The organism is Chachezhania sediminis (assembly GCF_009765275.1).
GTDB classification, from domain to species: Bacteria; Pseudomonadota; Alphaproteobacteria; order Rhodobacterales; family Rhodobacteraceae; genus Chachezhania; species Chachezhania sediminis.
Genome location: NZ_VOPH01000001.1, coordinates 775,562 through 802,559 on the forward strand (window position 1 = coordinate 775,562; position 26,998 = coordinate 802,559).

A 26,998-nucleotide genomic window follows, 5' to 3' on the forward strand; every position below is an offset into this window, starting at 1 on the left:
TGTTAAATGCAGCAAGGGAGGATTGCATGGAAAGTGCGCAAAAGCGGCTGGCCCTGATCGGGGCCGGGCCGATGGGGCTGGCGGCGGCCAAGCTGCTGGCTGAACACGGGCTCGCGTTCCAGGGGTTCGAACTGAACAGCGGCGTGGGCGGGCTGTGGGACATCGATGCCCCGCGGTCGACCATGTACGACACCGCCCACCTGATCTCGTCCAAGACGATGACCGAATTCACCGACTTCCCGATGCGGGCAGAGGTCGCCGAATACCCCTCGCACCGCGAGATGAAGCGGTACTTCCGGGACTTTGCCGCGCATTACGACCTGGAGCGGCACTATCATTTCGGGGCCGAGGTCCTGTCCTGCGTGCCGCTGGGCGGGCCCGGCGATGGCTGGCGCGTCACCTGGCGCGATGCCCAGGGCGAACATGCCGAGGATTTCGCGGGCCTGCTGATCGCGAACGGCACGCTGAGCACGCCGAACATGCCCGACTTCAAGGGCAGCTTCAGTGGCGAGCTGATCCATTCGTCCCAGTACAAGCACGCGGGGCAGTTCGATGGAAAGCGGGTGCTGGTGGTCGGGGCGGGGAATTCCGGCTGCGACATCGCGGTGGATGCCATCCACCACGGCGTGTCCTGCGACCTGTCGATGCGGCGGGGCTACTATTTCGTGCCGAAATACGTCTTCGGCAAACCCGCCGACACGCTGGGAGGCGCGGTGAAACTGCCGATGGGGCTGAAGCGGATCGTCGACGGGATGATCCTGAAATGGTTCGTGGGCGACCCCCAGAAATACGGGTTCCCCAAGCCCGACTACAAGCTGTACGAAAGCCACCCGGTCGTGAATTCGCTGGTCCTGCACCATGCCGGGCACGGCGATCTGAAGGTGCGCGCGGATATCGACCACCTCGACGGGCAGACCGTGCATTTCAAGGACGGGACCAGCGCGGACTATGACCTGATCCTGGCCGCGACGGGCTACAAGCTGGATTATCCCTTCATCGACGCCGCGTTGCTGAACTGGCAGGGCGACGCACCGCATCTTTACCTCAACTGCATGCACCCCACCCGCGACGACCTGTTCGTGCTGGGCATGGTCGAGGCGTCGGGCCTGGGCTGGCAGGGCCGCCACGAACAGGCCGAAATGGTCGTGCGCTATATCGAGGGCCTGAAGACCGGTGCGCCTGCCGCGCTGGAACTGCAGAAGACCAAGGCCGAAAGCTTTGACCGGGCGACCGGCGGAATGAACTATATCAAGCTGCCGCGCATGGCCTACTATGTGGACAAGACGACCTATCGGAAGGCCGTGACCGGCTGGATCGGCCGGCTGGCCGGGGGGAAGTCATGATCGACGAGGCGATTGTCGATTTCTCCTCCAGCTCGCTGATGGCCTTGAACGCGATCCTGGCGGTGGTGATGTTTTCCATCGCCATCGACCTGAAACCGTCGGATTTCCGCGCACTGGTCCGGGCGCCCAAGCCGCTGATCGTGGGGCTGGTGTCGCAGTTCCTGCTGCTGCCGGCGCTGACCTTCGTACTGGTGATCCTGGCGCGGCCGCAGGCCTCGGTCGCGCTGGGGCTGATCCTTGTGGCGGCCTGTCCGGGGGGCAACATCTCGAACTTCATCACGCATCGGGCCGGGGGCAATGCGGCGCTGTCGGTGTCCATGACGGCCTTTGCCACCGTGGGGGCGATCGGGCTCACGCCCCTGAACATCGCATTCTGGGGCAGCATGTACGCGCCCTCGGCCCAGATTCTGAAGGCCACCCATGTCGATCCGGTCAGCATCGCGATCACGGTGGGGCTGATGCTGGTGCTGCCGCTGGTGCTGGGCGTCACGCTGAACGCCCGCCGCCCTGCCCTGACGGCGCTGCTGCGCGGGCCGCTGCAATGGGTTTCCATGGGGATCTTCGTGGCCTTCATCCTTCTGGCGCTGGCCGCGAACTGGGACCTGTTCCTGGCCTTTGCCGGCGGTATCGCGGGGCTGGTGATCGTCCACAACGCGCTGGGGTTCGGCGGCGGCTTCGCTCTGGCGACCCTGGCGGGGCTGTCGCCCTTTGACCGCCGCGCCATCACGATAGAGACGGGGATCCAGAATTCCGGCCTGGGCCTTGTCCTAATCTTCGGCTTCTTCGGGGGGCTGGGCGGCATGGCCATCGTCGCGGCCTTCTGGGGGATCTGGCATGCCATCGCCGGGCTGACCCTGGCCAGCATCATGGGCCGGACGGAGGCACGACAATGACCCGTATCCTGATCACCGGCGGCGCGGGCATGGTGGGCCGTGCACTGGCCCGCGCCCTGCCGTCCGAAGACGTGACCGTCACCGACCTGGCCCAGACCGGCCTGCCCGGGGATCTGCCCTTTCGCCGCATGGACGTGACCGGCGGCGATCCGGACCGGGTCATCGGCGAGCTGCGTCCGCATGTCGTCGTCCACCTTGCCTCCATCGTCACGCCGCCGCCGGGCATGACGCGCGAACAGGCCTTTGCCGTCGATGTGACCGGCACGCGGAACGTGCTGGCGGCCTGCCTTAAGCATGGGGTGAAACGGCTGGTGGTAACCAGTTCGGGGGCCGCCTACGGCTATCACCCCGACAACCCGGTGCCCCTGACCGAGGATGCACCCTGCCGCGGCAATCCGGAATTCGCTTATGCCGACCACAAGCGGCAGGTCGAAGAGATGCTGGCCCAGGCGCGCCGGGATCACCCGGAACTGGAACAGGTCGTCCTGCGGGTCGGCACCGTGCTGGGCGCCGGGACCGACAACCAGATCACCGCCCTTTTCCGCCGTCCGAAACTGCTGGCGATCCGGGACAGCGACAGCCCCTTCGTCTTCATCTGGACCGAGGATCTGGCCCGCATCCTGCAGCGCGCGGCCACCACGGGCCCGGCCGGCATCTTCAATGTGGCCGGTGACGGCTGGCTGTCGGTCACCGAACTGGCCGCCATGTTGGGCAAGCCCGTCCTGCACCTGCCCGCCTTCGCCCTGAAGGCCGCGCTGGCGGTGGCGCATCCGCTGGGCCTGTCGCAGTACGGGCCCGAACAGGTGCGGTTCCTGCAATATCGCCCCGTCCTGTCCAATGACCGGTTGAAATCGGTCTTCGGCTACGTCCCCGAAAAGACATCCGCGCAGGTCTTCGATCTCTGGCGGCGGGAGGCAGGGCTATGAAGACAGCTGTCATCTCTGGCGGGAACGGGGGTCTGGGACGCGCATTGGCCGCACGGCTGGAGGCCGCGGGCTGGCATTGCGTTCTGATGGATATCGACGTTTCGGGGCTGGACGCCACGCCCAGCCGGACGCCGGTGACCGTCGACCTGACCGACGGCTCAGCTCTGGCACAGGCGGCCGCGGCGATCATCGCGGCACGGCCGTCGATCGATCTGGTGATCTACAACGCAGGTGTGTCCCAGATCGGCCCCTTCTCGGATGCCGACCTGAACAGCCATCGCCGCGTGTTCGAGATCAACTATTTCGCCGCCGTCGCCATGGCGCAGGCCTTCCTTCGGCCTGTCAGGGACAGCCGGGGAACACATCTGGCCATCTCTTCCGTCGCCGGGTTCGCACCGCTCTACCACCGCACTGCCTATGCCGGCTCGAAACACGCACTGCAGGGGTTCTTTGCCTCGCTCCGGTCAGAGGAAGCGGCCCAAGGCGTCCGCTGCCTGATCGCCGCGCCCAGCTTCGTGGCCACCAATATCGGCCATGCGAACCGGTCCGCCGACGGGATTCAGCGCCCGGGGTCCGCCACCGACGGGATCGACTACATGACGCCCGAAGACGCGGCCGAGACCATCCTGAAGGGGGTGGAGAAAGGCCGCGATTTCATCCCGGTGGGGCGCGTCGCACGGCTCGCCTCGCTGATCATGCGCGCCTCTCCCGCGCTTTACCAGCGGATGATGCAGCGACGGATCCGGAACGACCGACCGGATGCCTGACCGCTGCGGCGGCGGGCCTGCAGGATTTCAACCCCGGCCCGACCTTTCCCTTCGCCGAAGACCGCGGCCCCGGCTTCTCCCGGGCCACCTCGACCAGGAAAAAAGGCGGGTCTCGCCCCTGCCCCGTGGTCCTGTCCCTGCCCGGTCCCGGAAAGGCCTAACGCGGGATCACCACCTCGGCCCGCAGGCCGCCCAACCGTTCGCTGTCGCCCAGTTGCAGGCGTCCGCCATGGACGCGCGCGATATCGGCCGCGATGGCCAGGCCCAGCCCCACGCCACTGCCCTTGTTCTGGTTCCGCGCGGGATCCAGCCGGGCAAAGGGGCGCATCGCCTCGGCCCTGCGATCCGCGGGAATCCCCGGCCCGTCATCGGCGACCCGAAAGGCGATGGACCGGTCCGACAGCACCACCGAAAGCTCGGCCTTCGTGCCGTACCGGACGGCATTGTTGAGCAGGTTGTCGATGGACCGGCGGATCGCCACCGGCCGGATCATCGCCATCACCTCGTCATCGCCGGTCGGCACAAGCGTCACCGGCAGGCCCGAACGCCGCGCGTCTTCGACGATCCGTGCGACAAAGGCCCGGACGTCAACCTCTTCCGGCGCGCTTTCCGCGGTCCCGCGCGAGAATTCCAGGAATTCGTCGATCAGACGCTCCATCTCCTCGACATCAGCGCGCAGCGGGGCCGCGTCTTCCTCGTCCAGCAGCGCCAGACCCAGTTTCAGCCGCGTCAGCGGCGTGCGCAGGTCGTGGCTGACCCCCGACAGGATCAGGGTGCGCTGTTCGATATGCCGTTCGATCCGCGCCCGCATGGCCAGGAAGGCACCGCCCGCCGCCCGCACCTCGGTCGCACCCGACGGGCTGTAGGGCACCGACTGGCCGCGCCCGAACGCCTCGGCCGCCTCGGCCATGCGCTTGATCGGCCGCATCTGGTTGCGCAGGTAGATATAACCGATCGCCGCCACGATCAGGCCAAAGAACAGCGTTGTCACGATCAGCTGGTGCGGCGCCACCACCGCCACCAGCCGGCGCGAGAATTCGATCTGCAATGGCCCGTGCCGCGTGCTCAGCACCGCCACCACCGCTTTCGGACGGGTGAAATCCAGCGAGATCAGGCCCGGCACGTCCCGCTGCAGCGCCTCCCGCACGATATGGGCGGAAAAGTCCCACCAGCTCAGCAGGTCCTCGGCCTGCACCTCGCTGTCGTCCAGAAACGACGGTTCCATCCCCAGCGCCCCGGAAATCGGCGCCAGCGCCTTCACGGCAGAAATCCGGTCCGGCGCCCGGCCCGCCACGAATTCCACCTCGCGCAGTGCACGCCCGGTATTGTCGCTCATCTGCCGGGTCACATCTTCCAGGTTGTTCTGGATAAAGTGGATCGACACGATCAATTGCAGCGCCACGATCGGCACGAACAGGATCAGCGCCGCCCGCCCCAGCAGGCTGCGCGGCAGATATTGTTTGAGCCGTTTCCGCCACATGCGCTAAGCCTGCCCCGTTACATATGTTTGCGTCCCCATGGAGACCAGAAATGAGCCAGCCGCCCGACGACTTCAACCCTGTCCCCGGCGAGGCCGAGGTTCTGGAACAGGGGATCCGCCGGATCCTGGCGCCTAATCCGTCCGCCTTCACCTATCGCGGGACCAATACCTACCTGGTGGGCCGCTATTCTGTCGCCGTGATCGATCCGGGCCCCGCCAGCGACGCACATCTGGACGCTATCCTGTCCGCCATCGGCCCCGGCGCCCGGATCACCCACATCATCGTGACCCACGCGCACCTGGACCATTCCCCCCTGGCAGGCCCCCTGTCGCGGCACACCGGCGCCCCGATCCTTGCCTTCGGCGGCGCCCATGCCGGCCGGTCCGCAGTGATGGAGCATCTGGCCCGTTCCGGCCTTGCCGGCGGCGGCGAAGGCGTGGACGAGGCGTTCAGGCCAGACCGTGTCGTCGCGGACGGAGACGTGATCGGCAGCAGCGAATGGCAGATGGAGGTGATCCACACACCCGGCCATCTTGGAAACCACATCGCCCTGGCCCTGGGCGACGCCTGTTTCACCGCCGACCACGTGATGGGGTGGTCGACCTCGATCGTGTCACCCCCGGAGGGCGACCTGACCGCCTTCATGGCTTCCTGTGCGACGCTGCGCGCCCGCGACTGGCGCGTTTTCTACCCCGGCCACGGCGCCCCGGTGGACGACCCGGCCGGCAGGCTTGACTGGCTGGTCCGGCACCGCCTGTCCCGCGAGGCCGCCATCCGCGACGCCCTGTCTGCCGGCCCCGCCACCCCGGCCGAACTGACCCTCCGTGTCTATACCGACGTGGCCCCCGCCCTGCTACCCGCAGCGGAACGCAATGTATTCGCCCATCTTATTGATCTGACAGAAAGAAAACTGGCCCACTGCCGCGGCCCCTTGTCCGCACAGGCCCATTTCGAGGCCGTGCCCCAGGTCGCCTGACCGGCTTTCCCAAGGCCGCGGCAAGAACTTTGAACTTTTTTGCCCGAACCCTCTGGACGCTGGAAAACACCGGGGTTATAGCACGCGCCATGTTCCGGCGTAGCTCAGCGGTAGAGCAGTTGACTGTTAATCAATTGGTCGTAGGTTCGATCCCTACCGCCGGAGCCAAAAATCTCTGAAATATCAGAGGTTTAATGGCGATCACTTCTGAACTCCTTAGTGCTCACATCTCAGGGGTAACATTTGGGGTAACGGATTGGCCCCGAGCGGAGGTTTACCGCCGATGTCCTATGTTGAGATGGTGCGCAATGTGCTGCCGCTCCTGCTTGGCACAATCGGCACTGTCCTTTCGATCTACAACTTTGTGGATGCGCGAAGGAAAACCGCACGAAATCTGCAGCTTTCGATCAACACCGCTTTGCCCACCTATCATGATGGGCACATAGGCGAGCCACTTTTCCAAGTTACCGCTACGAACACGGGCCATCGGAACGTTACGGTGACAAACCTCGGTCTAGAGCTACCAGGCAACCGGGTCTTGGCACTCATGCAGCCGTATCCCGGCTTCGTAGACACCGCCACGCCGACCACCCTGTCGGATGGCGAGATTGCCACTCGGCATTTTGGCTATCGTGATTTGGCGAAGGCTATCCGCACAAGCGACCTTCCCAGCAAGGTCAAGATCAAGCCGTTTGCCGTCGATTCTGCCGGAAAGAGACACTACGGTGATGCGCTTGAGTTCGACGCAGGAGAATGGTGAAAGCCCGCCGCGTGGAGACTTCGCGACGGGCGCTCTGGCGCGCTTGGTGCTTGAGCTCGGCCCGCGCGCCGGGGCGATCCGGTCAGTCGTTGCCGCTGGCGAAGACGAAGCAGCCATGGCACAGTATCAGCCGGCGTGTCGTCGGCTGGAACATCCGCCCGCACCGGGCGCACGGGCGCTCCGGGCGGTTCAAAGGCTGATCGAGCTTGCGCGCCAGCGGCGCTTCAGCGACAGGCACTTCCGCCGGATGCCCATTCGCGAACGGCACCTTCTTGCGGACGTAGGTCATGGTCGTGGCCTCAGAGCCTCGAACGCAGCGGCGGCGGCATTCTTCACGTCGCTGGCGAGCGAACCCTGAAAAGCGATATTCTTACTTGGGCCAAACACGGTGAAGCCCTTGCCTTCGCGGCTAGCTAGGAAGCAGTTTCGCAATCGCAGGCCCTCAATTTCCAGATCGAACGCAGCCTGCAAGAGCGCCTGGCCTTGCTGCGTCGGCGGATTGCGCGGGGCAATCCGGGTGATGCGGAAATCAGGCGGCGCCATCGTCCGCTCCCCAATTCACGAGGCTGAGCGCGGCGTTGACCTGTGCCGGGTCCAGTCCTGCCGCCTTGGCCTCGGCAAGCGCGCCGATAATCGCCGCGGCGGAACGCGCCCGCAGGCCCGAATCGAACGCCTGCAAGGGGCGCAGGCAATCGACTGAAACCATGCCGCCCAGCTTCTCGCCCGCCTCCTGTGCGATCTGGACGGCCACGGGTTGCAAGGTCCAAGTTGCAAGCGTCCGTTGTCCCTCGCGCACGAGCTGGCCGGTTGTCGTTGGTGCCAGCATGGCCGGGAGAATGCCGAACGCCATCGCCACCGCCTCACGCGCGGCGGCAAGGCTTTCTCCTTGGTCATTGCCCGGCTGAGGTCTGGCGACAGGTCGGACGGGCGCCAATCGGCTTGTGGCGCAGGCCCGCCCGCCGCGGTGACGTTCACGCTTTCCCTGAGCAGCACGCGGCCCCGCTTGCCCCGGAACGAGCGGCTGAGGTTTTCGTTGGCCACGTCCGGTGATTCCGGCATGGGCACAATCTGTGAGCCAAGGGGCGCCTCGGCATAGACCTCGGCCAATGCCGCCTCGATCGCGTGAAGCAGAGACGCGGTGAGCGGCGCCCGTCGCAAAGGCGCGGTGCCAAAATAGGGCTGGGTCACGTCCGCGCCGATGCGAAAATGCAGAGGTCGATCATATCGAGCCGGTCAGAGACCGCCCCGACCTCGCCTATGCGCTGTCCAATCTCCAATGCCTCTGCGGGCGCTGTCATGCCCGCAAGACCCGGATCGAGGTGGGACATAAGCCGCTTCCACCCGAACGCGCCCGGTGGCGCGACCTCCTGCGCCAGATGGCGCGCAACCCTGTCGAGCATGAAAGGAAATCCTTGATGAACGGGCCGCGTGGGAACGCGAGAAAGGCGACAACCTCGAAAATGCCATTCTCTCGGGGCTGGGGAAGCGGGACGGCAAGGCGCTGATCATCTCGACTTCGGCACCGGACGACGCCAACACCTTCTCTCGCTGGCTCGATGAACCACCGCCCGGCACCTATGTGCAGGAGCATCGCCCGGAATTCGGGTTGCCGGCCGATGATCTGGATTCGCTGCTCATTGCCAATCCGGGCGCAAGCGAGGGCATCGGCGCTTCGCCGGAATGGCTCGTGTCTCAGGCGCGGCGCGCGATTGCGCGGGGCGGCTCGGCCCTGTCCAGCTTCCGCAACCTCAACCGCAACGAACGTGTTTCGACCGAGGATCGTTCGGTTGTCGTGACGGTGGACGAATGGCTTTCGGCTGAGGTCGCGCCCGAAGACCTGCCCGAACGGGAGTTTGTGCAAGGCCGCAGCGGCAAGAGTATGTTCCTTCTGGTGGTAGTCGCAGCGGAACTTGCCATCGACCTGCACCTCCCAGATGCCGTTTCTTTCGCGCACCTGAACCCCATCTCGCCGCGTTGGCCTGTTCATGGAAGACTCCTGTGCTCCTTTGCTTCTCGGCGGCTCGGGCTGCTTATCGGACACGTCCTGCTCCTTCGCGTTGGGCGCGCGCGCTTCTCCGATGAGCATCACGGCGCGAATGAATTCTTCCGCGTAGTCGACGGTTTCGCGGTGGTCATGTTCGTACCGGGCCATACTCATCGGCTCGACGAACCGTGCTCTCAAATGATCGATGAACCGCGGCTCCGTGCGGGCCATGTAGGCGATCAGAGCTTGCAGGATTCGTTCGTGGGCCAGCACACGCCGTTCGAGGTCGGTCGTCTCGGGGGAAGCTATCGGCGTGCCGGCGACGCTCCCAGAGAGATCGCAACCGGTTCGGCACCCGGGGCTAACATGTGTCAGCGCCAGCCGAATGATCCCGAGGTACAAGAAGAGAAATCGTTCGACTGGTCAGGCCTGAACTCCAAGGGGCCGTCGACAGTCATGAGCGACGGATCTGCCAACATCGCGGAGACCAGAGATGACCATGCGGTCGACCAGATCGACGGTGACGTTTTCCAACCCGTTCACCTTGCCGGAATACGCAGGCGATTTGCCCGCGGTTGACTACGAAGTTCTCGTCGAGGAGGAGCTTCTCCAAGGGCTGAGCTTTGAGGCTTACCGACGGACGGCGACCTACCTGACAGTGCGCGGCGGGGGCCGTCATGCGGGACGCTCCGAGTTACGCGCAATTTCCGACAGTGATCTGAAAGAGGCGCTGAGTCGGGATGCCGCCCTGAGCCAGACCAACAATCACAGCGAAGCGGCGCTTTCCCCGCAGGAGGATAGAACATGAACACTCCAGAATGGCTCAAGCCCGGCATCTACGGCGCCGTAGTTGGTGCGGTTTTCGTCGGCGTGGTCGGCTTCACCTGGGGCGGCTGGGTGACGGGCGGCACCTCGAACGACAGGGCAATGGCGATGTCTCGCGACAACGTTGTCGCGTCAATGGTGCCGGTCTGCCTCGACATGGCGCGCTCGGACCCGTCCCGGGCCGACAAGATGGAGACGATCCGGGCCGCCTCGACCTACCAGAGGCGCGATGCCCTGATGGAGGCAGGCTGGGCGACGGTTCCTGGAACCGATGCCCCGAACCGGGATATCGCGCAAGCTTGCCTAGCAGCCCTCGATGTCGATGGGTCGCCGGACCCTGCGGAAAGCGCGGTCGATGAAGGATGAACCGCGCCACCGACCTGTGTAAGGGCGCCAGGATCGACCTGCGCGTATCCTTCGGGGAAACAGGGATGATTTGCGTTCCTACAACCAAGGAATGGAACGACGATGGCGGCACCCAATGTCCTCAACCCGCACCCGCCCGAGTTCGAGCGATTTCTCTATGCCTCGGTCGGCGAGGACCGGAACGGGTATGTCGTGACGGTCCTCTCCACGCTCGCGCGCCTCGGCCTCGATCCATGGAAGGAAGCCGCTGAACTGGTCGCGCTGGGGCGTGACGCGGCGCAAGCGCGGTTAGGAACGCGGCTTGCTCGATTTCGGGATGTCCCCGCGCTCGCAAGCGATCACGGCAGGGTCGCACGAGACCTGAGCCAGCTGCTCCCCGAAGGCCCGATTTCAGGCAACCTGAAGCGGTCTGCCGCGACGGTTGCGGGAGGCCGCCCCGGCACAAGCGGAGCGATTTGGGCGGTGCTCGCAATCATCTTTTTGCTGTTTCAGATGTTTATGGTTGGCGGATCGGGGTCAGGCGAATGACCGTTTCAATAGAGACCGCGAAGAGACCGGCCCATGCGGCACACAAGTCCGGCACGCTATCGCCGCGCGAACAGGGCGTTCTCTGGGACATGGAGGAACACTTCTGGACCAGTGGTGCCGACAACGCGCGGGCGACGACAGCGACCAACGCCATCATGATCTTCCCTTATCCGCCCGGTATCCTCCAGGGCGACCAGATCTGGACCCATCTAAAGCAGAGCACCGGCTGGCGCTCCGTCGTCATGGCCGAACGTCGCGTCACGCGGTGTCAAGACATCGCCATTCTCACCTACCGTGTCTCGGCGGAGAAACCCGATGTGCCGATCTACAAGGCGCTCTGCGCCTCAACGTATCTCAACGATGACGACACCTGGCTGAGGATCTCTCACCAGCAAACTATGGTGGCCTGAGTGCCGCGGTGTCATTCGACCTGCCGCACGCGCCGGGACTAACCTGCGTCAGTGCGGCGGGGCGCCGACATTGGTTACGTGTGATGTGCCCGCCGAATATTTGGTAAGGCATTTTTTCCGAGTACCCGAGAAGCATTCGGGCGTGTCAGACCTCAAAAGGTCAGCATGTCGGCGTGCTTCTTATTTCTCGGAACGTCCAGAAAGGACAATCCCAATGACTCCCGAACAAACAAAAACCGCCGACAAGATGAAATCCGTCAAGGCCACATGGGATAAGGCGCCTTCCGGCCCGAAGAAGGATGCGGCCCTGAAACACTATCAGGCAGCAGAAAAGGCACATACGGCGAAGAACGATGCCGAGACCAACAAGGAACTCGACGCGGCGACCCACGCCCTCGCATGACCTTCAGCGTCTGACGTGATCACCGGGGCCGCCTGCCAAACAAGGGAGGGCGGCCTCTCACTTCAGAAGCGGTCCGATCTGATCCAGATAGGCGGGATCGAACTCGGCAAGGTCCACCAGCCCGCCATAGTCGTGAAACGTCACATGACCGTCCCGAAAGGTCACCAGTCCACTCTCGCGAAGCTGCCGCAGGACGCGGTTCACATGGACTGCGCTCAACCCCAGCGTATCGGCGAGGTGATACTGCGTCACCGGGCAGTCGTAGCCTTCCTTGCTGCCCATCCCCACCAACGCCAGCCTCGATCCCAGCTCCAGCAGGAAATGCGCCATGCGCGCGTCCGCATCGCGTCGACCGATCCCGACGAGATGCTCCACGACCATCGCCTCGTCCCTTGACGCCGCCCAGAGGATGGCGGTCGCCAAGCGAGGGGTCTGCGCGAACGCATCAAGAAGGTCGCTCGTCAGCACCTCGGCAGCCTCGATGTCGACGATAGGTTCGAAGCTGTGGTCCGACGTGCGCAACAAAACGCTCCGCAATCCCAGAAAGTCCCCGGGCACTTGGAAATCCACGATCTGCCGGGTCCCGTCGGCCTGCAGCTTGTAGGAACAAACCCAACCCGCCGACAGAATGTAAGCCGCCTGGGCCGACTGGCCCTGATGCACCATATCGCGCCCCGCCACGAAGGACCGGCGACGCTGGTGCAGTCGTTCAAGCACGGCCAGTTCGACCTCCGACAGGGCGACGAAGGCCGAGAGCTTCCGGGTCAGGGGGCTGAGTTCTACTGATTTCATGGGGCCTCCGGGCGTGTCGTGACCCAAGAGCGGAAATCGGCCGGGACACTGCTCTGGATCAGTCCAGCATAAGGCACTTCCTGCGAAAAGTACGGATGCATCTGAGCCTCGCCTTCCACCGGTTCACGATGCCAAGGAAGGAAACCCCGATGTCGACCGCAAGCGAACATGCAGGCCAGGCTGCCCTTTCGATCTGTGAGGCGCTGCTGCTTGCCATGAACGATCGCGGAGTGCTGCCGGAGCACGAGATCGTGGGGGTTCTTCGCGACGCCGCAGCGACCCATGAGAACGCGGTCGGCACCGACCATGAGACGGAAAACCACCGAGCTGTCGCGGACCTGATCAACGCGATCATCTCCGGCGGTAATTCAGTTCGACACTTGTGAAGTCGAGCTGCGGGAGCAGTTATGGATATCAATTGATTGGAAGCCAAAAGATATTCTTTGAGACGCTATTGCAGAACCCCTGCTGAGCCATCATTTCAATGGCATTGGCACTCCGGTATGGCGAGTGCCAATGCACATCCGAACATCGCCATGCTCCCTTGGACATCCGAAGAAGGAGCACTTACGTGTCGTTCACTCCACTCCACGACCGGGTTCTCGTCCGCCGCATCGAAGGTGACGCGAAGACCTCAGGTGGGCTCATCATCCCTGACACCGCAAAAGAGAAGCCGCAGGAGGGTGAGATCGTCGCGGTCGGCGCTGGCGCCAAGGACGAGGATGGCGAGCGCATCGCCATGGACGTCAAGGCTGGCGACCGGATCCTGTTCGGGAAATGGTCGGGCACCGAAATCAAGCTCGACGGCGAAGATCTCATGATCATGAAGGAGAGCGACATTCTCGGCGTCATGGCCTGACCCCGACAGCGACGCCGAAATTTCACTCTCAGGAGCACCCAATCATGTCCGCCAAAGACGTCAGATTCAGTACCGATGCCCGCGACCGCATGCTGAAAGGCATCAACACGCTGGCCAACGCCGTGAAGATCACCCTTGGTCCCAAGGGTCGAAACGTCATCATTGACCAATCCTGGGGGGCGCCGCGCATCACCAAGGACGGCGTGACCGTCGCCAAGGAAATCGAGCTTTCGGACCATTTCGAGAACATGGGCGCGCAGATGGTCAAGGAAGTCGCGCAGCGCACCAATGACGAGGCGGGCGACGGCACAACCACCGCCACCGTGCTCGCCCATGCGATTGTCCGGGAGGGCATGAAGTCGGTCGCCGCCGGCATGAACCCGATGGACCTCAAGCGCGGGATCGACAGGGCCGTCGCCGCGGTCGTGGCCGAGATCAAGACCATGTCCCGACCGGTCGGCGACAGCGACGAGATCGCGAAGGTCGGCGCTATTTCGGCGAACGGAGAAGTCGTGATCGGCCGTCAGATCGCCGATGCGATGGCCAAGGTCGGCAATGAAGGCGTGATCACCGTCGAGGAAAACAAGGGACTGGAGACCGAGACAGAAGTGGTTGAGGGCATGCAGTTCGACCGCGGCTATCTGAGCCCCTACTTCATCACGAACGCTCAGAAGATGGTCGTGCAGCTGGATGACTGCGTCATCCTGCTGCACGAGAAGAAACTGACCTCGTTGGCATCCATGATACCGCTGCTGGAGGCTGTGATTCAGGCCGACAAGCAACTGCTGATCGTGGCCGAGGATATCGAGGGCGAGGCGCTGGCGACACTGGTCGTCAACAAACTCCGCGGCGGGCTGAAGGTCGCGGCCGTCAAGGCTCCCGGCTTCGGAGACCGCCGCAAGGCGATGATGGAAGACATTGCCGTGCTCACGGGTGGTCAGGTGGTTTCCGCAGAAATGGGCACCAAGCTGGAGAATGTCACCATGGACATGCTCGGGTCCGCCAAGAAGGTCGCGATCACCAAGGATGACACGACGATCATCGACGGTGCCGGCGATAAGGACGCCATCGCGGCGCGCGTCACCCAGATACGGGCGCAGATCGAGGACACCACCTCGGACTACGACAAGGAGAAGCTGCAGGAACGGCTGGCCAAGCTTGCCGGCGGCATTGCCGTGATCCGGGTCGGCGGGGCAACGGAGATCGAGGTGAAGGAGCGCAAGGACCGCGTGGACGATGCGCTGAATGCTACCCGCGCTGCGGTTCAGGAAGGTGTCGTGCCCGGTGGCGGCGTGGCACTGGTTCACGCTGGCAGGGTGCTGGCGATGCTGAAGGGTGAGAACAACGATCAGGATGCCGGCATCAAGATCGTCCGCCGCGCGATCCAGGCGCCGCTGCGCCAGATCGCCGAAAATGCCGGGGTCGACGGATCGGTTGTCGTCGGAAAGGTCATCGAGAACGACAGCCCAAGCTTCGGTTTCGACGCGCAGGCCGAGGAATACGGCGACATGCTGAAGGCCGGTGTCATTGATCCGACGAAGGTCGTCCGCATTGCGCTCGAAAATGCCGCGTCCATTGCCGGGCTCTTGATCACAACGGAGGCTATGGTCGCGCAGAAGCCTGGGAAGGCCGGTGCAGGCGCCGAAATGTCCGACATGGGTGGAATGGCCGGAATGATGTGACCGGGGGCGTCCCGTGGGCAGGAGCAAAGGGACACCAATCCACAGCGTTGATGGAAACAAAACCGATCACTGCTTCAGAAATGAACTCAGGACCAGGAGGAATCGAAATGTCCAAGGGTGACAAAAAACGTGGCAACCGGGAAGTGAAGAAGCCGAAGAAAGTGAAGGAAAAGGTCGTTGCGACAGCCGACTTCACGAAGGGTAAAGCCCTGACCAATCTGGGTGAGCACAAGAAGAAATAGGCGGTAGTGGATTCCTATTCTGTCAACGGAATAGACATGACGCAGAGTCGCCCTTGGTCACCTTTTCTTCACCGCAGCTGCTATCCCATCTCGGGCCGAGCGAGGTAGAATGTCGCCCGGCAGCTCCGGGCCGTCTTCACGGACGGGGATGACGGCCCGGAGCTGCCGTTGGCCAGGATCATCTTCGCCGCAGAGGGCCTTACCCAACCAGACGCTCATGGCAGCGCGCAGGAGCCCGCGATCATTGTTGCTGTCACGCCATTTCGTCCATGGTCGCCGCCAGTTTCTGAAGGTCAGCCGCATAGAAACCGGCGGCATTGATGCAGTTCGTCTCCAACAGCCGCAAACCCTCTTCGGTACGGCAGATGTCCATCACATAGGCAGGTGAGTAACCTTCGTTCAGGCGTGCCAGGGTCTGGGCAAACTCAAATGCGTCCGCGTCGATCTCATGGCGGTAGGTCACCTGCCTGCCGTCCTTGTAGAGCGAATAGGTGACGACATTGCCGTTCACGATCCAGATACGCCACTCCTTCAAGATCCGGGCGGGTTGTGTGAGCATCATCATCGTGTCCGGACGCAACGAACCATTCGGTATGTCGTCCGGATCCAGGGACATGACCTTGCGTGCCGACTCGCGGATCTCTGCTGCAGTCCTGACGTTCCCGGCCAGTTCCTTGCTGTCGGACACCGGGCGGATGAACCAGCAACGATCGTCATCCGGCAATCGTGCCTCGATCTCGCCGACGGGGAGAAATGTCGCGTCCGGTCCGTTGAGCATGAAGGTTTGCCAGGGCTTCTCATGAACGAAGGGCGCAATCCGGAAGACGCCGGGATGCAGCCCCTTGGCCTCGGCATACCGCCAGAGAGTGTAGGAACCGAACATCATCACGGACTGCGGGTCGCGCACTTCCGGCTCGGGAACAAGTTCGCCGATGAACGGTACAACCTTGTGCCACGGCCCTGAAATTCCTGGGAGCCATGCCCGCAACCTGCACGCTTCGGCGGCCCGGGACAGCGGACGGACCGTAAGCTCCCCTACGCATAGTTGCCCTGCACAGCCCCAGAGCGACCGCCCCGTATCTGCGTAGCCCTGTCATCATGGCCGCGCCTCTGGACCGGTAAGTGAGCGTTACCCTTCCGCCTTGGCCCTGCCCTGCGCCGCCATCCATTCCTCCATGACGCGCCTGACAACCTCGGGTCGGGAGGGAAGATCGGCCTGCTCCCGGCGATAGTCGTCGATCGCTTTCAGCATGTCCTGGTCCATGCGGATCGTGACAGGGGCCGTGTTCCGCGTCGGACGTCCCATCTTAGCCATATAGAATCTCCTTCAAGAAACTACTTGACTAAATGACGTCATAATACTAAATTGTCAAGTGCGATGGGGACTCTGACCTCCCCATCACACTCTAACCACAACCGATCGGTAGGAGATCGTTCATGGCTGACACCCGCCGTACCACGCGCTTGGGCGCTGATGAACCCTTGTACTTCCGCCACTCCCCCGCCTCTGGCCACTTCTCGCACCTGATCGCGGCGCTCTCCGCCGCGATCGAAAGCGAACGCGACATCGAAGAGAGCCTCTGGTCCGATCCCGCGTTCGACAAGTGGCTCTCGGAAGCGGAATTCGCCTGGGAGAGCGCGACTGAGCTTTGTCGCGCCGTCTTCGACGCGCCGGCCACCCGCCTGAGCGATGTGCCGTTGCAGCGTTTTGCGCGCCACCTGCACTAGACGCTCGGCTGCGAGACCGCCGCGGAACTGAAGACCGCACGCCAGATCCTGGCAGGACATCCGGACCTCTTTTCCTGGGCGGGGCAGAGCCCCGAGGCGCGGCGGATCTCCCAGATGCTCGCGCGGGCACGTCAGCAGTTCGAAGAAGTCTGCGCGCTCGACATGCTGAACTCGGCCGACGCCGTGACCTCCCCGGACAGTTTCTCCGAGGCCGAGCGGTTCGCCGCCTGACAACAGACATCTTCCAGGCACCACGACGCCCTGCCCCGGAAATGGGTCAGGGCGCGAACAGCTGTGCCCGCGTTCCAAGCCGACATATTCCCGGAGGTCCAGCCATGGCCCACCCCGTACACACTTCGCTCCAACCCGTTCCGGTTCGTCCACATGTCCGCATCGGCCCGTCCCGGACCAAGCTCTACCTGCCGCGTAGTTCCCGGAACCGCGACCCTCACGATTGGTCTCGCGACTATCCCGGCCTGGTCAAAGAGGAATGGAAAGCCAAGGCCCAGGAGAAGGGCTTCGACCTGGTGCGCCGGATCCGCGACAAGACCCATGTCGCTCTGCGGTGCCACTGCTGCGGTGCCCTGACAGCGCAGAAGCTTTTCACGCTGCGCACCGCCCAACCTGCTTGCGCAGCCTGTCGGCACAAGGCCGTCACGGCGATGGCCCACAAGGCTGGACTGACGTTCCAGGGCTACGACCCCGACAACCACAAGCTTGGGTTCTACCGCGCGCAATGCGGTCACACCGTGCGCCGCCAGTTCGGGCAGATCGAGCGCATTGCAAACGGGCGGTGCAACCTGAGGTGCGAGACTTGTCATTCCGGGAAAGAAGCTGAAGAAGCGGTTGACCGTGGGTGGCGGCGGCTGGGAAGCGATCCTCAGGGCAACCCAAACTACCGGATCTATCAGCACGGCTGCGGGCACCGGCAACGGGTTGCGCGGACGAACATGCAGAGCGGCCGCTTTCAATGCAGCTGCTGCGGCGAAGGCTGGGCCTCGGCTGCAAGTAACATCTACGCGATCCGCCTGGAGCTTCCGACCGGGCTGAGGGCCGTGAAGCTCGGCTTCTCGCGCGACCCGGAGTCACGACTGCCGTACCAACTCATGCTCCAACCCGGAATCCAGGCAGAGCTTCTGCGGACCGTCCCGCAATTGACCGGCCACACCGCACTTTGCCGTGAGAAGGCGCTGCACCGCACGCTGATGAAGTCTCATCCTGACGCGATCATTCCCCATGCGCATTTCCAGGACTGGATCTCGGTCAAGACCGAAATCTACGGGATCGAGATCGAGCCCGTAATCCTGAAATTCCTGGACGACATCCGGGAAGAATAGCGGCGCCGGCGCAATCAGTTTCCGGGGAAGCGCAGACTGTACCCGGAAGGTTCCCGGCAGTTCTGCCCATTTTCCCTGAAGCGGAACCCACGCGCCACAGCGCGTGGGCAGAACCGGCGTGCCCCCGCACGCCGGCATCCCGGACAGTTCCAACTTTCTTCCCGGACATTTCCCCAAGTCCCTTCCCGGAGCCCCCCCATGACCGAAACTTCCCCCCAATTGCCCCTTCCCAGGAATAATGGCGCGAAGCGCCCTCTGTGGTGGGCCTTCGCCCAGGACTGCCTCGCGCGCTTGCACGCAAGCGAAACCGACATCGTCGATCTTGAGCGACGCGCCACGGCTGGCGACACCGCCGCTGTCGACACTCTGATGGAGTATGAAGGCGGCGACAGGCCGAAGCCGCCTTCGCGCCGCGCGGCCTCCGGGATGCAGTCCGCCGCCGTGGCCGTGGGCCGCGTCAGCAGTGCGCCCCATCTGCCACCAGAGGAGTGGGACGCGATCGCGGCAGACGGCGGCGATCCCTTCGCCACCGCCAAGGACGGCAGGACCCGTCCCGCAACCCCGCTTCCCCTCAGCGACGTGATCCTGCTGGCGCGGCTCGCCGCAACCTTCCGGACTGTGGATCGCTGGGAGGCGAGCCTCCAACCCGGAGCGTTGACGGTCGTGATCGGCCTCGAACCCACCCTCTCCCTCGGCAAGTTGCTGACTGCCGCAATGCTGCCGGAGGGATGGTCGAACCAAAGCCGGGCGCCGCGGTCTGCACCGCACCCGGTGCTCCAGCTGCCTGACCGGCCAGTTCTGGAAAAGGAACTGGAGCGCCTGCTTCACCATCCGGCGCCAATCCTGCTGCCGGTCGCGAGGCAGGAGCACCTGCCAGCTCTCGTCGGCAGCGGCGAAACTGGCGCTCGTGTTCTGGTCCTGGAGAAGGTGAATGCCGATATCCTGCTCTTCGCCTTGAGCGTCAGCCACAGCGCGACCGGACGTATCGATGAGGAAAGCGTGCGGTCAACGTTGCCCGACGACGAGAGCCTGGCCAGTCTGGAGGCGGGACATCTGGCTATGGCGTGCCGCGCGCCGACAGCCCGAGAAGTGGCGGAAAGGATTTCATTGATGACCAGGACGGCGCCCGTCGGCGAGGTCGCGCGACAGGGCCCCGGTCCTGTCATCATCGATGGCACAATGCCCGCTCACCAGACTGCCCGGAACATCGTGGAGGATCTCGCAGCCTGGCAGGCCGGCGACCTGGACTGGAGCGAGATGTCACGCTCGCTCTTGATCCATGGCGCTCCGGGTACGGGCAAGACCTACCTCGCACGGCAGATCGCCGAGGCGGCTGGTGTTGGCTTGGTCGAGGGTAGCTTCGCCGACTGGCAAGCTGCCGGACATCTCGGACATATGCTTGCAGCTATGGCCAAATGTTTCGACGAGGCCGCTGTGAAAGCGCCCTGCGTCCTGTTTGTTGATGAAATCGACGCGGCCGGATCGCGCTTTGACGGCGATCAGAATGGGATGAACTACAGAGTTCAAGTTGTGAACGGATTTCTTCAGCAAATCGACCGACTGACGCGCACGCAGGGCGTGATCCTGATCGGGGCCTGCAACCAGATCAGCAGGCTGGACCCTGCGATCACGCGCCCCGGCCGGTTTGACCAAATCGAGCGGATGCCACTTCCGTCGCTCTCGGATATCAGGCGGATCTTGGGAAAGGTGCTGACATCTACGCTGCCCGAAAGCGAGATCTACACCTTTGCCCGCGCCGCCGTCGGCAAGACCCCCGCCGACCTTGATGCCGCAGTGCGCGCCGCCAGGGCCGACGCGCGCAGGAGACGGGCGCCTATGTCGCCGGGCCTGCTGCGCAAGCATCTTGGGATCGATCAGCCCAACCCGGAATTGCTTCGCCGTATCGCCGTCCACGAGGCGGGCCACGCCATTGCTGCAGAACTGCTCGCCCCGGGCAGCGTCGTGAAGCTCAGCCTTTCCGACCGCGGCGGCCTTACGGAGCGCCACTCGAAGCTCTCCCAGCTGACGACTGAGGAGATTGAGGTGGAGTTGCTGATCCTAATGAGCGGTCGCGCATCCGAGAGGCTGGTGCTTGCCTCCATCTCCGGCGGGGCCGGAGGCGATGCCGACAGCGATATCGCCCTGGCAACCAGCCTGGTCCTGCAGATGGACCGGGAGTTCGGCCTCGGACTCAATGGCGATGGCTGGCTGGGGCCAGCCGACATGCATAGACTGACTGGTGACGAAAAGCAGAGGGTGCGAGCAAAGCTGGGAGAGGCCATGACCCGCGCGGAGAACCTGTTGGAGCCACACCTCGAGCAACTTGGCAAGGTGGCAACCATGCTCATCAACGTTCGTGAACTGCAGGGCCATGAACTCATGGCGTCTATTCATCGACTGTGATGGCGAAACCCAATTCGCTCCCAGTTGACACATTGGAACCGCTTGTCCGACCAACAAAACTCGATACCCTGGATCTGTGCTACAACTGTAGCACACCCTTGTAACACAGACAGCGTCCCGCACAGCACGTACCGCAATATTATCAAAGACTTAAAAGTATGGCGAATTTTGCTCCGCACCCTACCGCCGGAGCCATAGAATAGACAAAGCCCGATGCCTTCAGCATCGGGTTTTTTAGCTTTTATATCAATAAGTTGGACGCCCCCTATCCTTCGCGCGCTCGGTCGGTCGCGAACCCGCTCCGCAACAAATCCCGCAACATTTGCTTGTCAGCTTTCTGTGTGGCCCAGGGGCAAAAGTGATCACGGGTTAGTCTTGCCATCCCCTTTAGGTCGGCATCGAAGGTTAACGGACCGTTAACCAGTTTCCTGCGCTTTGCGTTGGCATCGTCAGGGCATGCGCTTCATCAGGGTGGCGACGTGCAGGCGTCCCACGACGACCCCCTCCTGGACCAGCAGTCCCTTCAGCATCCGGCTCCCCGCGAAGGGGAACTCCATGTGCTGCTGATCGATCCGGTGCATGAGTTTCAGATCGGCGTCCGCGACGGGCTGCGGCTTGTAATAGATACTGCTGCGGCTGATCCCGAGAACCTCGGCCTTGCGTGACAGGCTCAGCTTCGCATTTCGATCGATCATCTTTTTGCGCTCGGCAGCAGACCCGCCTTGCCGAGCGCGCCGAACAAAAAAATCATTCTCCGGCGTCAGCTCTCCGATCTTCGCATGCAGGGTCTTTACGTCGAGCTTCGGGGCGGGATCACCCTTCGGTGTCTCCCGAATACGCCGGTCGCCCCCTCCGGAAGCTGGTCCCTCCATTGCTTGATCTGGTTCGGGTGCAGGTCGAAATCCTGCGCCAGCTCGACCAGGGTTTTCCCGCCCTTGATTGCAGCCACCGCCACTTTCGCCCTGAACGCCGGACTGTGATTTCGGCGCAGCAGCGTGCCGCTGTTGCGCCGAAAATCCACTTATCCCAGCTGTTCAGTTCTCCCCGGCCAACTCACTCAGACCAGTTGCTGATAGGCGATCAGCCCCACGACAAGCAGCGCGTCCATAGCCAGGAACGGAACCACACCGCGAAACACCTGTTCGAGCGAGATGCGATCCTTTGCGACCGAATGGATGACAAAGACATTCAGCCCTACGGGCGGGGTAATCATCCCCATTTCCAGCAGTTTCGCGAGCAGAAGACCGAACCAGATCTTGTCGATCCCGTGGCTCTCGATCAGGGGCAGGAACAGCGGCAGCGTAAGAAGCATCGCGCCGACCGGGTCAAGGAACATGCCCAGCAGCAGGTAGACCGCGCACATGATCACCAAGAGCCCGAAAACCCCGATCCCGAGCGCGCCGATCATGTCACCCGTTGCGTTCGACAACCCGCTTAGCGCCAGAAGCCGGGTGAACATGTTCGCCCCGACCGCGATTGCGAACAGCGACCCGCAGGCCAGCAGCGTATCTGAACAGCTCTCCAGAAAATGCGCCCGCGTCATCTTTCCGCGCACCACACCGATCAGGAAGGTCAGGAAAACGCCCACCGCGCCGGCCTCTGTCGCCGTGAACACACCCGAGAACAACCCGCCGAATACGATCCCGATAAGCAGGATCAACGGCCAGTTCTGAAGCAGAACGTCACGTCTTCGGCCAACCGCAACCGCCCGCCCGCGCGGGAGATCCTCCGGCCTACGCCAGGCGATGATCTGCACCGCCAGCACATAGAGAAGTACCGTAATAGAGCCGACGACCAATCCGCCCAGGAACAGCGCGTTGATGGAGACCTCGGCCTGAACGCCGTAGATGATCAGCACGATACTGGGCGGGATCAATGCGCCCACCGTTCCCCCCGCGGCCACGGCTCCGGCTGCGGTTCGGACGTTGTAGCCTTCGCGCAGCATTTCGGGGATCGCGATCCGCCCGACAGAGGCCGCACAGGCCACGGATGACCCTGTCACCGCGGCGAACCCGCCCGACCCGACAAGGGAGGCCACGGCCAGACCGCCCGGCATCCGCCCCAGCGCCACCCGGGCCGCGTCGAAAAGACCGCGGGTCATGCCCGAATGAAAGGCCAGATATCCCATCATCAGGAACATCGGCACGGAACTGAGTGTCCAGCTTGCCGCAAAGGAATACGGCACCGAAGAAATCATGCTCATCGCCGGACGCCATCCGATGATCAGGTAGATCCCGGCAAAGGACACCAGCGTCAGGCATACGGCAATCGGTATCCGGGCTGCGATCATCACCAGCACGATCACCAGTGCCGCAACGCCGACAAGAAGTGGTGTCATCAGGAAACTCCTCCCCCATCCTGGAGATCTTCCAGTGTCTTCGTGTCCCTGTCCGTATCCACCAGCGTGCCGCGCAGCGCCGCCCCCAGATGGACGCAGAGCGCAAGCGCCATCACCGCATAGGAAACCGGCAGGATCCAAAGGCTGGGCCAGGTAATCAGCGGCAACTCTCCGGCATAGACGAAGGAACCGCTTTCAGTGTTGCGGATCGCTTCGATACCGTTGCCGTAGGCAAGAAGAAGATAGGCCGGTATCGAAATGGCGATGCCGGCCACGAACAGGACGTGTTGCATCCGGCGCGGCAGATAGCCGGTGACGGCTGTAACCTCGATATGGCGGCGCTGAAGCTCGGCATAGGCGATGGGCATGAATGTCACGAGCACCATCGCATAGCGCGATACCAGCTCGGCCGTTGCCGGGAACCCGACGCCAAGAAGGTTCCTCATGGCGACATCGACAACGATGAGCAGGACCATAGAGACCAGGAAAAAAGCGCCTATGGCCAGTGAAAGCGTCGAGATGAAAGCACTGAACTGCTTCACATCAAGCTCCTTCTCAGTTTCCGTAATTGGCCAGGTCGATATCGCTCCACAGCTCACGCATCCGAAGATCGGTCAGCTCTTCGACGGTATCGACATCCGCAACCAGCTCTTCCCACTTTTCGAGCAGGGAAAGGTAGCGATCGATCTTGGCCGGGGCGTCCTCGATACCGCGTGCGGTCAGGTCAACGGCCAGGGTCTCAAGATGCTCCTCGTTGAATTTCCGCGACGCTGCCTTGATGGTCTCGTCCGGCTCGACGAAAACGGTCCCCTGCTCCATTGCCATCTGCTTGACCTCGGCATCGCCTTCGACCCATGCTTCCAGGTCCGTAGCAATGCCGAATTGCAGCGCCTCAAGGAACGCGGCCCGATCCTCGGGCGTCATGCGGCCCCACAGCATCTTGCTGGGCGTGGCGACGGTATAGGCCGACAAGACCCCCTGCCGCACTTCGACGACATATTTGATCGTATCGAAAAGGCCGCCGCTGCGAATGTTCGAGATCGAGCTGAACGCCGCGTTGATGATGCCCTGGCTCAGGGCTTCGAACATTTCGCTCGACGGCATCTGCACGGGTTCGGCGCCCAGCGATGCGATGTATTTCGAGAAGGTCGGCGTCACCGTGCGAATGCGCAGGCCCTTGAAGTCGTCGAGGTTCTCGATCGGCGTCGTCGACAGGACGGCACTGATGTTCGTGGCCGTCGTTCCGACAAAGACCTGCCCGAACTTGTCGAACTCGGCCAGGCATTCGGGGCAGGTCAGGATGTATTCCGACACTGCGCCGGAAATCGCCCGGCTGTCCGAGCCGAAGGTGCTCAGTTCGCCGACCATCGTGCTTTCGGGATAGTCCGCCGAGAAATAGGTCAGAACGTTCGGGGCAAGCTCGGTAATACCGTCGCGCAGACCGGTGTTCATCTCGTTGGGCTTCAGAAGGCCGGACGAGGTGTCACGGACGTCCCACCGTCCGTCTGTCAGTTCCGACAGCTTGGTCGAGATCGCCGGGTAGACGGTCTTCGCGATGTGGTGAGACGGGCCGTAGCCGGATGTGGCACGGATCGTTTCGGACTGAGCGGCGCCTGCGCCAATAGTCGTAACCGCCAGGGCCGCTAAAATCGAATATTTTACCATGGTATCCTCCCAGTTGGATCTTGCTGCATTGCGCCCGTCCTCCGGGACGCGGTTGGTTTCGGGCGTCCAGCAGGACGCGACGACATTCAGTGTCTCTCGGGCTCCGGCTCCGGAGGCCTTCGTCTGGCCGTCCCGGGCGACACGGTCGGCTGGCCCGCCGCGAACGCATGCCGCGCCTCTGACGCACCGTTCTTCAGAAATCCCTGATCGGACCCGATGACGAAGGCGCTTGCGCCCCGGGCTGCAAACGCGTCGGCCATGGCGGGCGTTTCCGCCATCATGCAGACGGGCTTGCCGGCGGCTTGTGCCGCGGCCAGAATCCGGTTCACGGCGTCCTCGACCTGCGGATCGTTCATCGTTTCGGCCCCCATCGCCGCCGCCAGGTCACCCCGCCCGATGAAGATCCCTTCCACGCCTTCGGTCCGAAGGATATCGTCGATTGCGACCACCGCTTCCGGGTCTTCTATCATGGCGACAAGGGCAATCTTCTCGTCCTGCGATGCGATGTGCCCCTTCAGCGTCGTGTTGCCATAACCTCCGGCACGCCCCGACGGTGAAAATCCGCGCCGGCCGATGCCATAGAAGGCCGCCGTCACCATCCGTTCCGCCGCCCCGGTCGAGCGGACATGAGGCACCAGAACGCCATCCGCGCCGCAATCCAGCGCCGACAGGATATCCGGCGCGGCGTTGTCGCGGACCCGAACAAGGGCCGGTATCCCGTGGGCCCGCGCCGCCAGAAGAAGAACATCGGTGCTTTCCCGCCCGATCGGTGCGTGCTCCTCGTCGATGATCACGAAATCGAACCCCGCCAGGGCCAGGATTTCGATGGACGAGACCGACGCGGACTTGACGAAACTGCCCAGCAGCCGCTCGCCTGCGGCAAACCGGTTCCGGAAGCTCGGCCGGGTCATTGCTGCGCTCCCGCTGTGCCGTCCGGCATGGTCGTGATCGGAATGCCATCCTTGAACATTGTGTCGAACCGGCGGCGCGCGCAGAGCCATCCGCCATCGGGCTGTTGCCTGTGCAGGTCGGTCATCCGTGCAACCATGATCGGTTGCGTGCCGCTGTGCGGCGGGTGGCCGTCAGCGGCAAAAAGCTGAAGATACCAGGTCGCCGCCGCCTCGCCCGGCGCGGTTTCGCCAAGCCGGAAATTGTTGATCACGTGAAGCGCCGTGCGCGGGCCCCGCGCAACGCGATAACGATAGAAGGCGGCAATCCCCTCACGCCCGGAATAGACGGTATCGGGCGGCACCTCGAACAGGGCGTCGTCGGTGTAGAACAGATGCGCCGCCCGGCCCTGATTGGAATCCACCTCGTGCCAATAGTCGCGCAGCTGGAGTTCGAGAAGGCGAACAAGGTGCATGTGATCGGCAGCGGTCATCATTCGATCTCGGTCCGCGCGACGGGATAATCGTCGTGGTTCAGGACCCATCCCTCGCGGCAAGAGAAATCCATCCGCGGAGGCGAGAAGATGTCGACGATCTGGTTGCTGCCCGCCCCGGTCCAGAGCGTCGTGTGAATCGACGGCGGCGGGATCACCAGCACCGAAGGACTGCCGCAGCGCACCACCTGATCCTCGATCCAGTGCGCCTTGTCCGATGTTCTGGGCCAGCGCAGGTGATGCTCGAACTCGCCATCCAGCGTCAGCGAGATCTGCTCGAAACTGTTGTGGAAATGTGGCGATACACGGCTGGTGTCGCGCGGCCCGATCTGCGGGTAAAGCACATTCACCATCATTGTGGTGCAGCGAAACAGCCGCCCGAAACGTCCCTCCTCCATCGGCACGTCGAGCGCATAGTGGCGCAAGACAAAACCGGCGGGCGGATCGGGCCACGGCTGAAATGGCGGCAACAGCGACGGCGTATCGTCATAGGCTTCGGCATTCGGGCATTTCGCGACCAGTTCTTCGGCACGGGTCGTGAACAGGAAGGTCACGCTGCCCGTTCCGGTGATCTCCACCTGGCTTTGTCCGGGCGGAACGACGAACAGATGCGCGCCAGTCTGGGTCGCGCTTTCTCCGGCCTCGGTCGAGACCGAGAGACCGACCGCCTCGTCGAGCGAGAAAACCATGTATTCGTCGATCTGGCCGTCGCGCGAGAACCGCGCGGTCCCATCGACCTCGACATACCTGAGGACCAGGTTTCCCGACCGGATGTACCAGGCCTTCCACTCATCTCCCTGCTCGACGGCCGGCTGACCGTCGAACTCGGCGAACTGCGGCAACGCGAACGGGCCAGTCGGCGCTTCGTATGCATCAAGGGATTTTCTGGGGTCGCTTTTGTCGAACATG

32 protein-coding genes, 1 tRNA gene and 1 pseudogene are annotated in these 26,998 nt (G+C 63.3%); 20 read left to right on the forward strand and 14 right to left on the reverse strand.

Features of this window, described 5'->3' with window-relative positions:
* Nucleotides 1-26 precede the first annotated feature (26 nt).
* From FQK05_RS03605 to FQK05_RS03620, 4 genes are read left to right on the forward strand one after another with little or no spacing between them, the layout of a single operon-like run.
* Nucleotides 27-1,343 carry a flavin-containing monooxygenase gene (locus FQK05_RS03605; protein WP_158964491.1) on the forward strand — a complete coding sequence of 439 codons (1,317 nt, stop codon included), beginning with the start codon at nt 27-29 and terminating at the stop codon, nt 1,341-1,343.
* The gene (locus tag FQK05_RS03610; protein ID WP_158964492.1) at nt 1,340-2,236 is read left to right on the forward strand and encodes a bile acid:sodium symporter family protein; all 897 of its coding nucleotides are present in this window, start codon (nt 1,340-1,342) and stop codon (nt 2,234-2,236) included. The genes FQK05_RS03605 and FQK05_RS03610 overlap by 4 nt, the downstream gene beginning before the upstream one ends.
* The gene (locus FQK05_RS03615) at nt 2,233-3,162 is read left to right on the forward strand and encodes an SDR family oxidoreductase (RefSeq protein WP_158964493.1); all 930 of its coding nucleotides are present in this window, start codon (nt 2,233-2,235) and stop codon (nt 3,160-3,162) included. Before FQK05_RS03610 ends, FQK05_RS03615 begins: the two co-directional genes overlap by 4 nt.
* Nucleotides 3,159-3,929: an SDR family NAD(P)-dependent oxidoreductase gene (locus FQK05_RS03620; RefSeq protein ID WP_158964494.1), complete on the forward strand. Its 771-nt coding sequence runs from the start codon at nt 3,159-3,161 to the stop codon at nt 3,927-3,929. The genes FQK05_RS03615 and FQK05_RS03620 overlap by 4 nt, the downstream gene beginning before the upstream one ends.
* A 157-nt stretch (nt 3,930-4,086) precedes the next feature.
* On the opposite strand, the gene FQK05_RS03625 is transcribed toward FQK05_RS03620, so the two are convergent.
* A complete protein-coding gene (locus FQK05_RS03625) occupies nt 4,087-5,409 on the reverse strand; it encodes an ATP-binding protein (RefSeq protein WP_158964495.1) in 1,323 nt (440 codons plus the stop codon).
* 50 nt (nt 5,410-5,459) lie between these two features.
* On the opposite strand from FQK05_RS03625, the gene FQK05_RS03630 reads away from it, so the two are divergent.
* The 3 genes from FQK05_RS03630 to FQK05_RS03640 all read left to right on the forward strand — a co-directional run bounded on the left by FQK05_RS03630 (nt 5,460) and on the right by FQK05_RS03640 (nt 7,146).
* A complete protein-coding gene (locus tag FQK05_RS03630) occupies nt 5,460-6,386 on the forward strand; it encodes an MBL fold metallo-hydrolase (protein WP_158964496.1) in 927 nt (308 codons plus the stop codon).
* Nucleotides 6,387-6,479: 93 nt separating this feature from the next.
* A tRNA-Asn gene (locus FQK05_RS03635) sits at nt 6,480-6,554 on the forward strand.
* Between the two features lie 115 nt (nt 6,555-6,669).
* Nucleotides 6,670-7,146, forward strand: coding sequence for a hypothetical protein (locus FQK05_RS03640; RefSeq protein WP_158964497.1), 477 nt, complete (start codon nt 6,670-6,672; stop codon nt 7,144-7,146).
* An 82-nt stretch (nt 7,147-7,228) separates the two neighbouring features.
* Here FQK05_RS03640 and FQK05_RS25820 read toward each other — a convergent pair whose 3' ends face one another.
* The 3 genes from FQK05_RS25820 to FQK05_RS03650 are packed head-to-tail and all read right to left on the reverse strand — an operon-like array spanning nt 7,229 to nt 7,996.
* Nucleotides 7,229-7,435 carry a hypothetical protein gene (locus tag FQK05_RS25820; protein WP_199252586.1) on the reverse strand — a complete coding sequence of 69 codons (207 nt, stop codon included), beginning with the start codon at nt 7,433-7,435 and terminating at the stop codon, nt 7,229-7,231.
* Nucleotides 7,432-7,689, reverse strand: a complete 258-nt coding sequence (locus FQK05_RS25825) for a hypothetical protein (RefSeq protein ID WP_199252587.1) — start codon at nt 7,687-7,689, stop codon at nt 7,432-7,434. Before FQK05_RS25825 ends, FQK05_RS25820 begins: the two co-directional genes overlap by 4 nt.
* A complete protein-coding gene (locus tag FQK05_RS03650; protein WP_158964499.1) occupies nt 7,676-7,996 on the reverse strand; it encodes a hypothetical protein in 321 nt (106 codons plus the stop codon). Before FQK05_RS03650 ends, FQK05_RS25825 begins: the two co-directional genes overlap by 14 nt.
* A gap of 373 nt (nt 7,997-8,369) precedes the next feature.
* Between FQK05_RS03650 and FQK05_RS03655 the strand changes: the two genes are divergently transcribed.
* From FQK05_RS03655 to FQK05_RS03680, 6 genes are all read left to right on the forward strand, one after another.
* Nucleotides 8,370-8,651, forward strand: coding sequence for an HNH endonuclease signature motif containing protein (locus tag FQK05_RS03655; protein WP_158964803.1), 282 nt, complete (start codon nt 8,370-8,372; stop codon nt 8,649-8,651).
* A gap of 101 nt (nt 8,652-8,752) precedes the next feature.
* Complete coding sequence (locus tag FQK05_RS26480; RefSeq protein WP_407644483.1) at nt 8,753-9,709, forward strand: hypothetical protein; 957 nt, start codon at nt 8,753-8,755, stop codon at nt 9,707-9,709.
* A 225-nt stretch (nt 9,710-9,934) separates the two neighbouring features.
* The gene (locus FQK05_RS03665) at nt 9,935-10,321 is read left to right on the forward strand and encodes a hypothetical protein (RefSeq protein WP_158964500.1); all 387 of its coding nucleotides are present in this window, start codon (nt 9,935-9,937) and stop codon (nt 10,319-10,321) included.
* A 102-nt stretch (nt 10,322-10,423) separates the two neighbouring features.
* Nucleotides 10,424-10,849 carry a hypothetical protein gene (locus FQK05_RS03670; protein ID WP_158964501.1) on the forward strand — a complete coding sequence of 142 codons (426 nt, stop codon included), beginning with the start codon at nt 10,424-10,426 and terminating at the stop codon, nt 10,847-10,849.
* The gene (locus FQK05_RS03675) at nt 10,846-11,259 is read left to right on the forward strand and encodes a hypothetical protein (protein ID WP_233270344.1); all 414 of its coding nucleotides are present in this window, start codon (nt 10,846-10,848) and stop codon (nt 11,257-11,259) included. The genes FQK05_RS03670 and FQK05_RS03675 overlap by 4 nt, the downstream gene beginning before the upstream one ends.
* Before the next feature lie 214 nt (nt 11,260-11,473).
* Nucleotides 11,474-11,662 carry a hypothetical protein gene (locus FQK05_RS03680; RefSeq protein WP_158964502.1) on the forward strand — a complete coding sequence of 63 codons (189 nt, stop codon included), beginning with the start codon at nt 11,474-11,476 and terminating at the stop codon, nt 11,660-11,662.
* 57 nt (nt 11,663-11,719) lie between these two features.
* Here FQK05_RS03680 and FQK05_RS03685 read toward each other — a convergent pair whose 3' ends face one another.
* Nucleotides 11,720-12,454, reverse strand: a complete 735-nt coding sequence (locus FQK05_RS03685) for a Crp/Fnr family transcriptional regulator (RefSeq protein ID WP_158964503.1) — start codon at nt 12,452-12,454, stop codon at nt 11,720-11,722.
* A 149-nt stretch (nt 12,455-12,603) separates the two neighbouring features.
* Between FQK05_RS03685 and FQK05_RS03690 the strand changes: the two genes are divergently transcribed.
* The 4 genes from FQK05_RS03690 (at nt 12,604) to FQK05_RS26345 (ending at nt 15,237) form a co-directional block, all read left to right on the forward strand.
* Nucleotides 12,604-12,840, forward strand: coding sequence for a hypothetical protein (locus FQK05_RS03690; RefSeq protein WP_158964504.1), 237 nt, complete (start codon nt 12,604-12,606; stop codon nt 12,838-12,840).
* A 185-nt stretch (nt 12,841-13,025) separates the two neighbouring features.
* Complete coding sequence (locus FQK05_RS03695) at nt 13,026-13,313, forward strand: co-chaperone GroES (RefSeq protein WP_102869337.1); 288 nt, start codon at nt 13,026-13,028, stop codon at nt 13,311-13,313.
* A 44-nt stretch (nt 13,314-13,357) separates the two neighbouring features.
* Entirely contained in the window at nt 13,358-14,995 is a 1,638-nt protein-coding gene (gene groL, locus FQK05_RS03700) for a chaperonin GroEL (protein ID WP_158964805.1), read from the forward strand.
* A gap of 107 nt (nt 14,996-15,102) precedes the next feature.
* Nucleotides 15,103-15,237: a hypothetical protein gene (locus tag FQK05_RS26345; protein ID WP_267902347.1), complete on the forward strand. Its 135-nt coding sequence runs from the start codon at nt 15,103-15,105 to the stop codon at nt 15,235-15,237.
* 253 nt (nt 15,238-15,490) lie between these two features.
* Here the strand turns inward: FQK05_RS26345 and FQK05_RS03705 are convergent, their stop codons facing one another.
* Both FQK05_RS03705 and FQK05_RS03710 read right to left on the reverse strand, forming a co-directional pair.
* Nucleotides 15,491-16,123: an ATP-grasp domain-containing protein gene (locus FQK05_RS03705; RefSeq protein WP_158964806.1), complete on the reverse strand. Its 633-nt coding sequence runs from the start codon at nt 16,121-16,123 to the stop codon at nt 15,491-15,493.
* Nucleotides 16,124-16,366: 243 nt separating this feature from the next.
* Entirely contained in the window at nt 16,367-16,552 is a 186-nt protein-coding gene (locus FQK05_RS03710) for a ribbon-helix-helix domain-containing protein (protein ID WP_158964506.1), read from the reverse strand.
* A gap of 122 nt (nt 16,553-16,674) precedes the next feature.
* Between FQK05_RS03710 and FQK05_RS03715 the strand changes: the two genes are divergently transcribed.
* From FQK05_RS03715 to FQK05_RS03725, 3 genes are all read left to right on the forward strand, one after another.
* A complete protein-coding gene (locus tag FQK05_RS03715) occupies nt 16,675-16,965 on the forward strand; it encodes a hypothetical protein (protein ID WP_158964507.1) in 291 nt (96 codons plus the stop codon).
* A gap of 335 nt (nt 16,966-17,300) precedes the next feature.
* Nucleotides 17,301-18,302 carry a GIY-YIG nuclease family protein gene (locus tag FQK05_RS03720; protein ID WP_158964508.1) on the forward strand — a complete coding sequence of 334 codons (1,002 nt, stop codon included), beginning with the start codon at nt 17,301-17,303 and terminating at the stop codon, nt 18,300-18,302.
* Nucleotides 18,303-18,500: 198 nt separating this feature from the next.
* On the forward strand, nt 18,501-20,705 hold the full coding sequence (locus tag FQK05_RS03725; protein ID WP_158964509.1) for an AAA family ATPase: 2,205 nt from the start codon (nt 18,501-18,503) through the stop codon (nt 20,703-20,705).
* Nucleotides 20,706-21,160: 455 nt separating this feature from the next.
* Here the strand turns inward: FQK05_RS03725 and FQK05_RS03730 are convergent.
* The 7 genes and pseudogenes from FQK05_RS03730 to FQK05_RS03760 all read right to left on the reverse strand — a co-directional run.
* Nucleotides 21,161-21,699: pseudogene (locus FQK05_RS03730) on the reverse strand (transposase); the annotation flags it as partial.
* A 63-nt stretch (nt 21,700-21,762) separates the two neighbouring features.
* Entirely contained in the window at nt 21,763-23,043 is a 1,281-nt protein-coding gene (locus FQK05_RS03735; RefSeq protein WP_158964510.1) for a TRAP transporter large permease, read from the reverse strand.
* The gene (locus FQK05_RS03740; RefSeq protein ID WP_158964511.1) at nt 23,043-23,585 is read right to left on the reverse strand and encodes a TRAP transporter small permease; all 543 of its coding nucleotides are present in this window, start codon (nt 23,583-23,585) and stop codon (nt 23,043-23,045) included. The genes FQK05_RS03735 and FQK05_RS03740 overlap by 1 nt, the downstream gene beginning before the upstream one ends.
* A gap of 13 nt (nt 23,586-23,598) precedes the next feature.
* Nucleotides 23,599-24,708: a C4-dicarboxylate TRAP transporter substrate-binding protein gene (locus FQK05_RS03745; protein ID WP_158964512.1), complete on the reverse strand. Its 1,110-nt coding sequence runs from the start codon at nt 24,706-24,708 to the stop codon at nt 23,599-23,601.
* An 86-nt stretch (nt 24,709-24,794) separates the two neighbouring features.
* Nucleotides 24,795-25,619: an HpcH/HpaI aldolase family protein gene (locus FQK05_RS03750; RefSeq protein WP_158964513.1), complete on the reverse strand. Its 825-nt coding sequence runs from the start codon at nt 25,617-25,619 to the stop codon at nt 24,795-24,797.
* Complete coding sequence (locus FQK05_RS03755; protein WP_233270345.1) at nt 25,616-26,089, reverse strand: YybH family protein; 474 nt, start codon at nt 26,087-26,089, stop codon at nt 25,616-25,618. Before FQK05_RS03755 ends, FQK05_RS03750 begins: the two co-directional genes overlap by 4 nt.
* A complete protein-coding gene (locus FQK05_RS03760) occupies nt 26,089-26,997 on the reverse strand; it encodes a cupin domain-containing protein (protein ID WP_158964515.1) in 909 nt (302 codons plus the stop codon). Before FQK05_RS03760 ends, FQK05_RS03755 begins: the two co-directional genes overlap by 1 nt.
* Nucleotide 26,998: the final 1 nt, after the last annotated feature.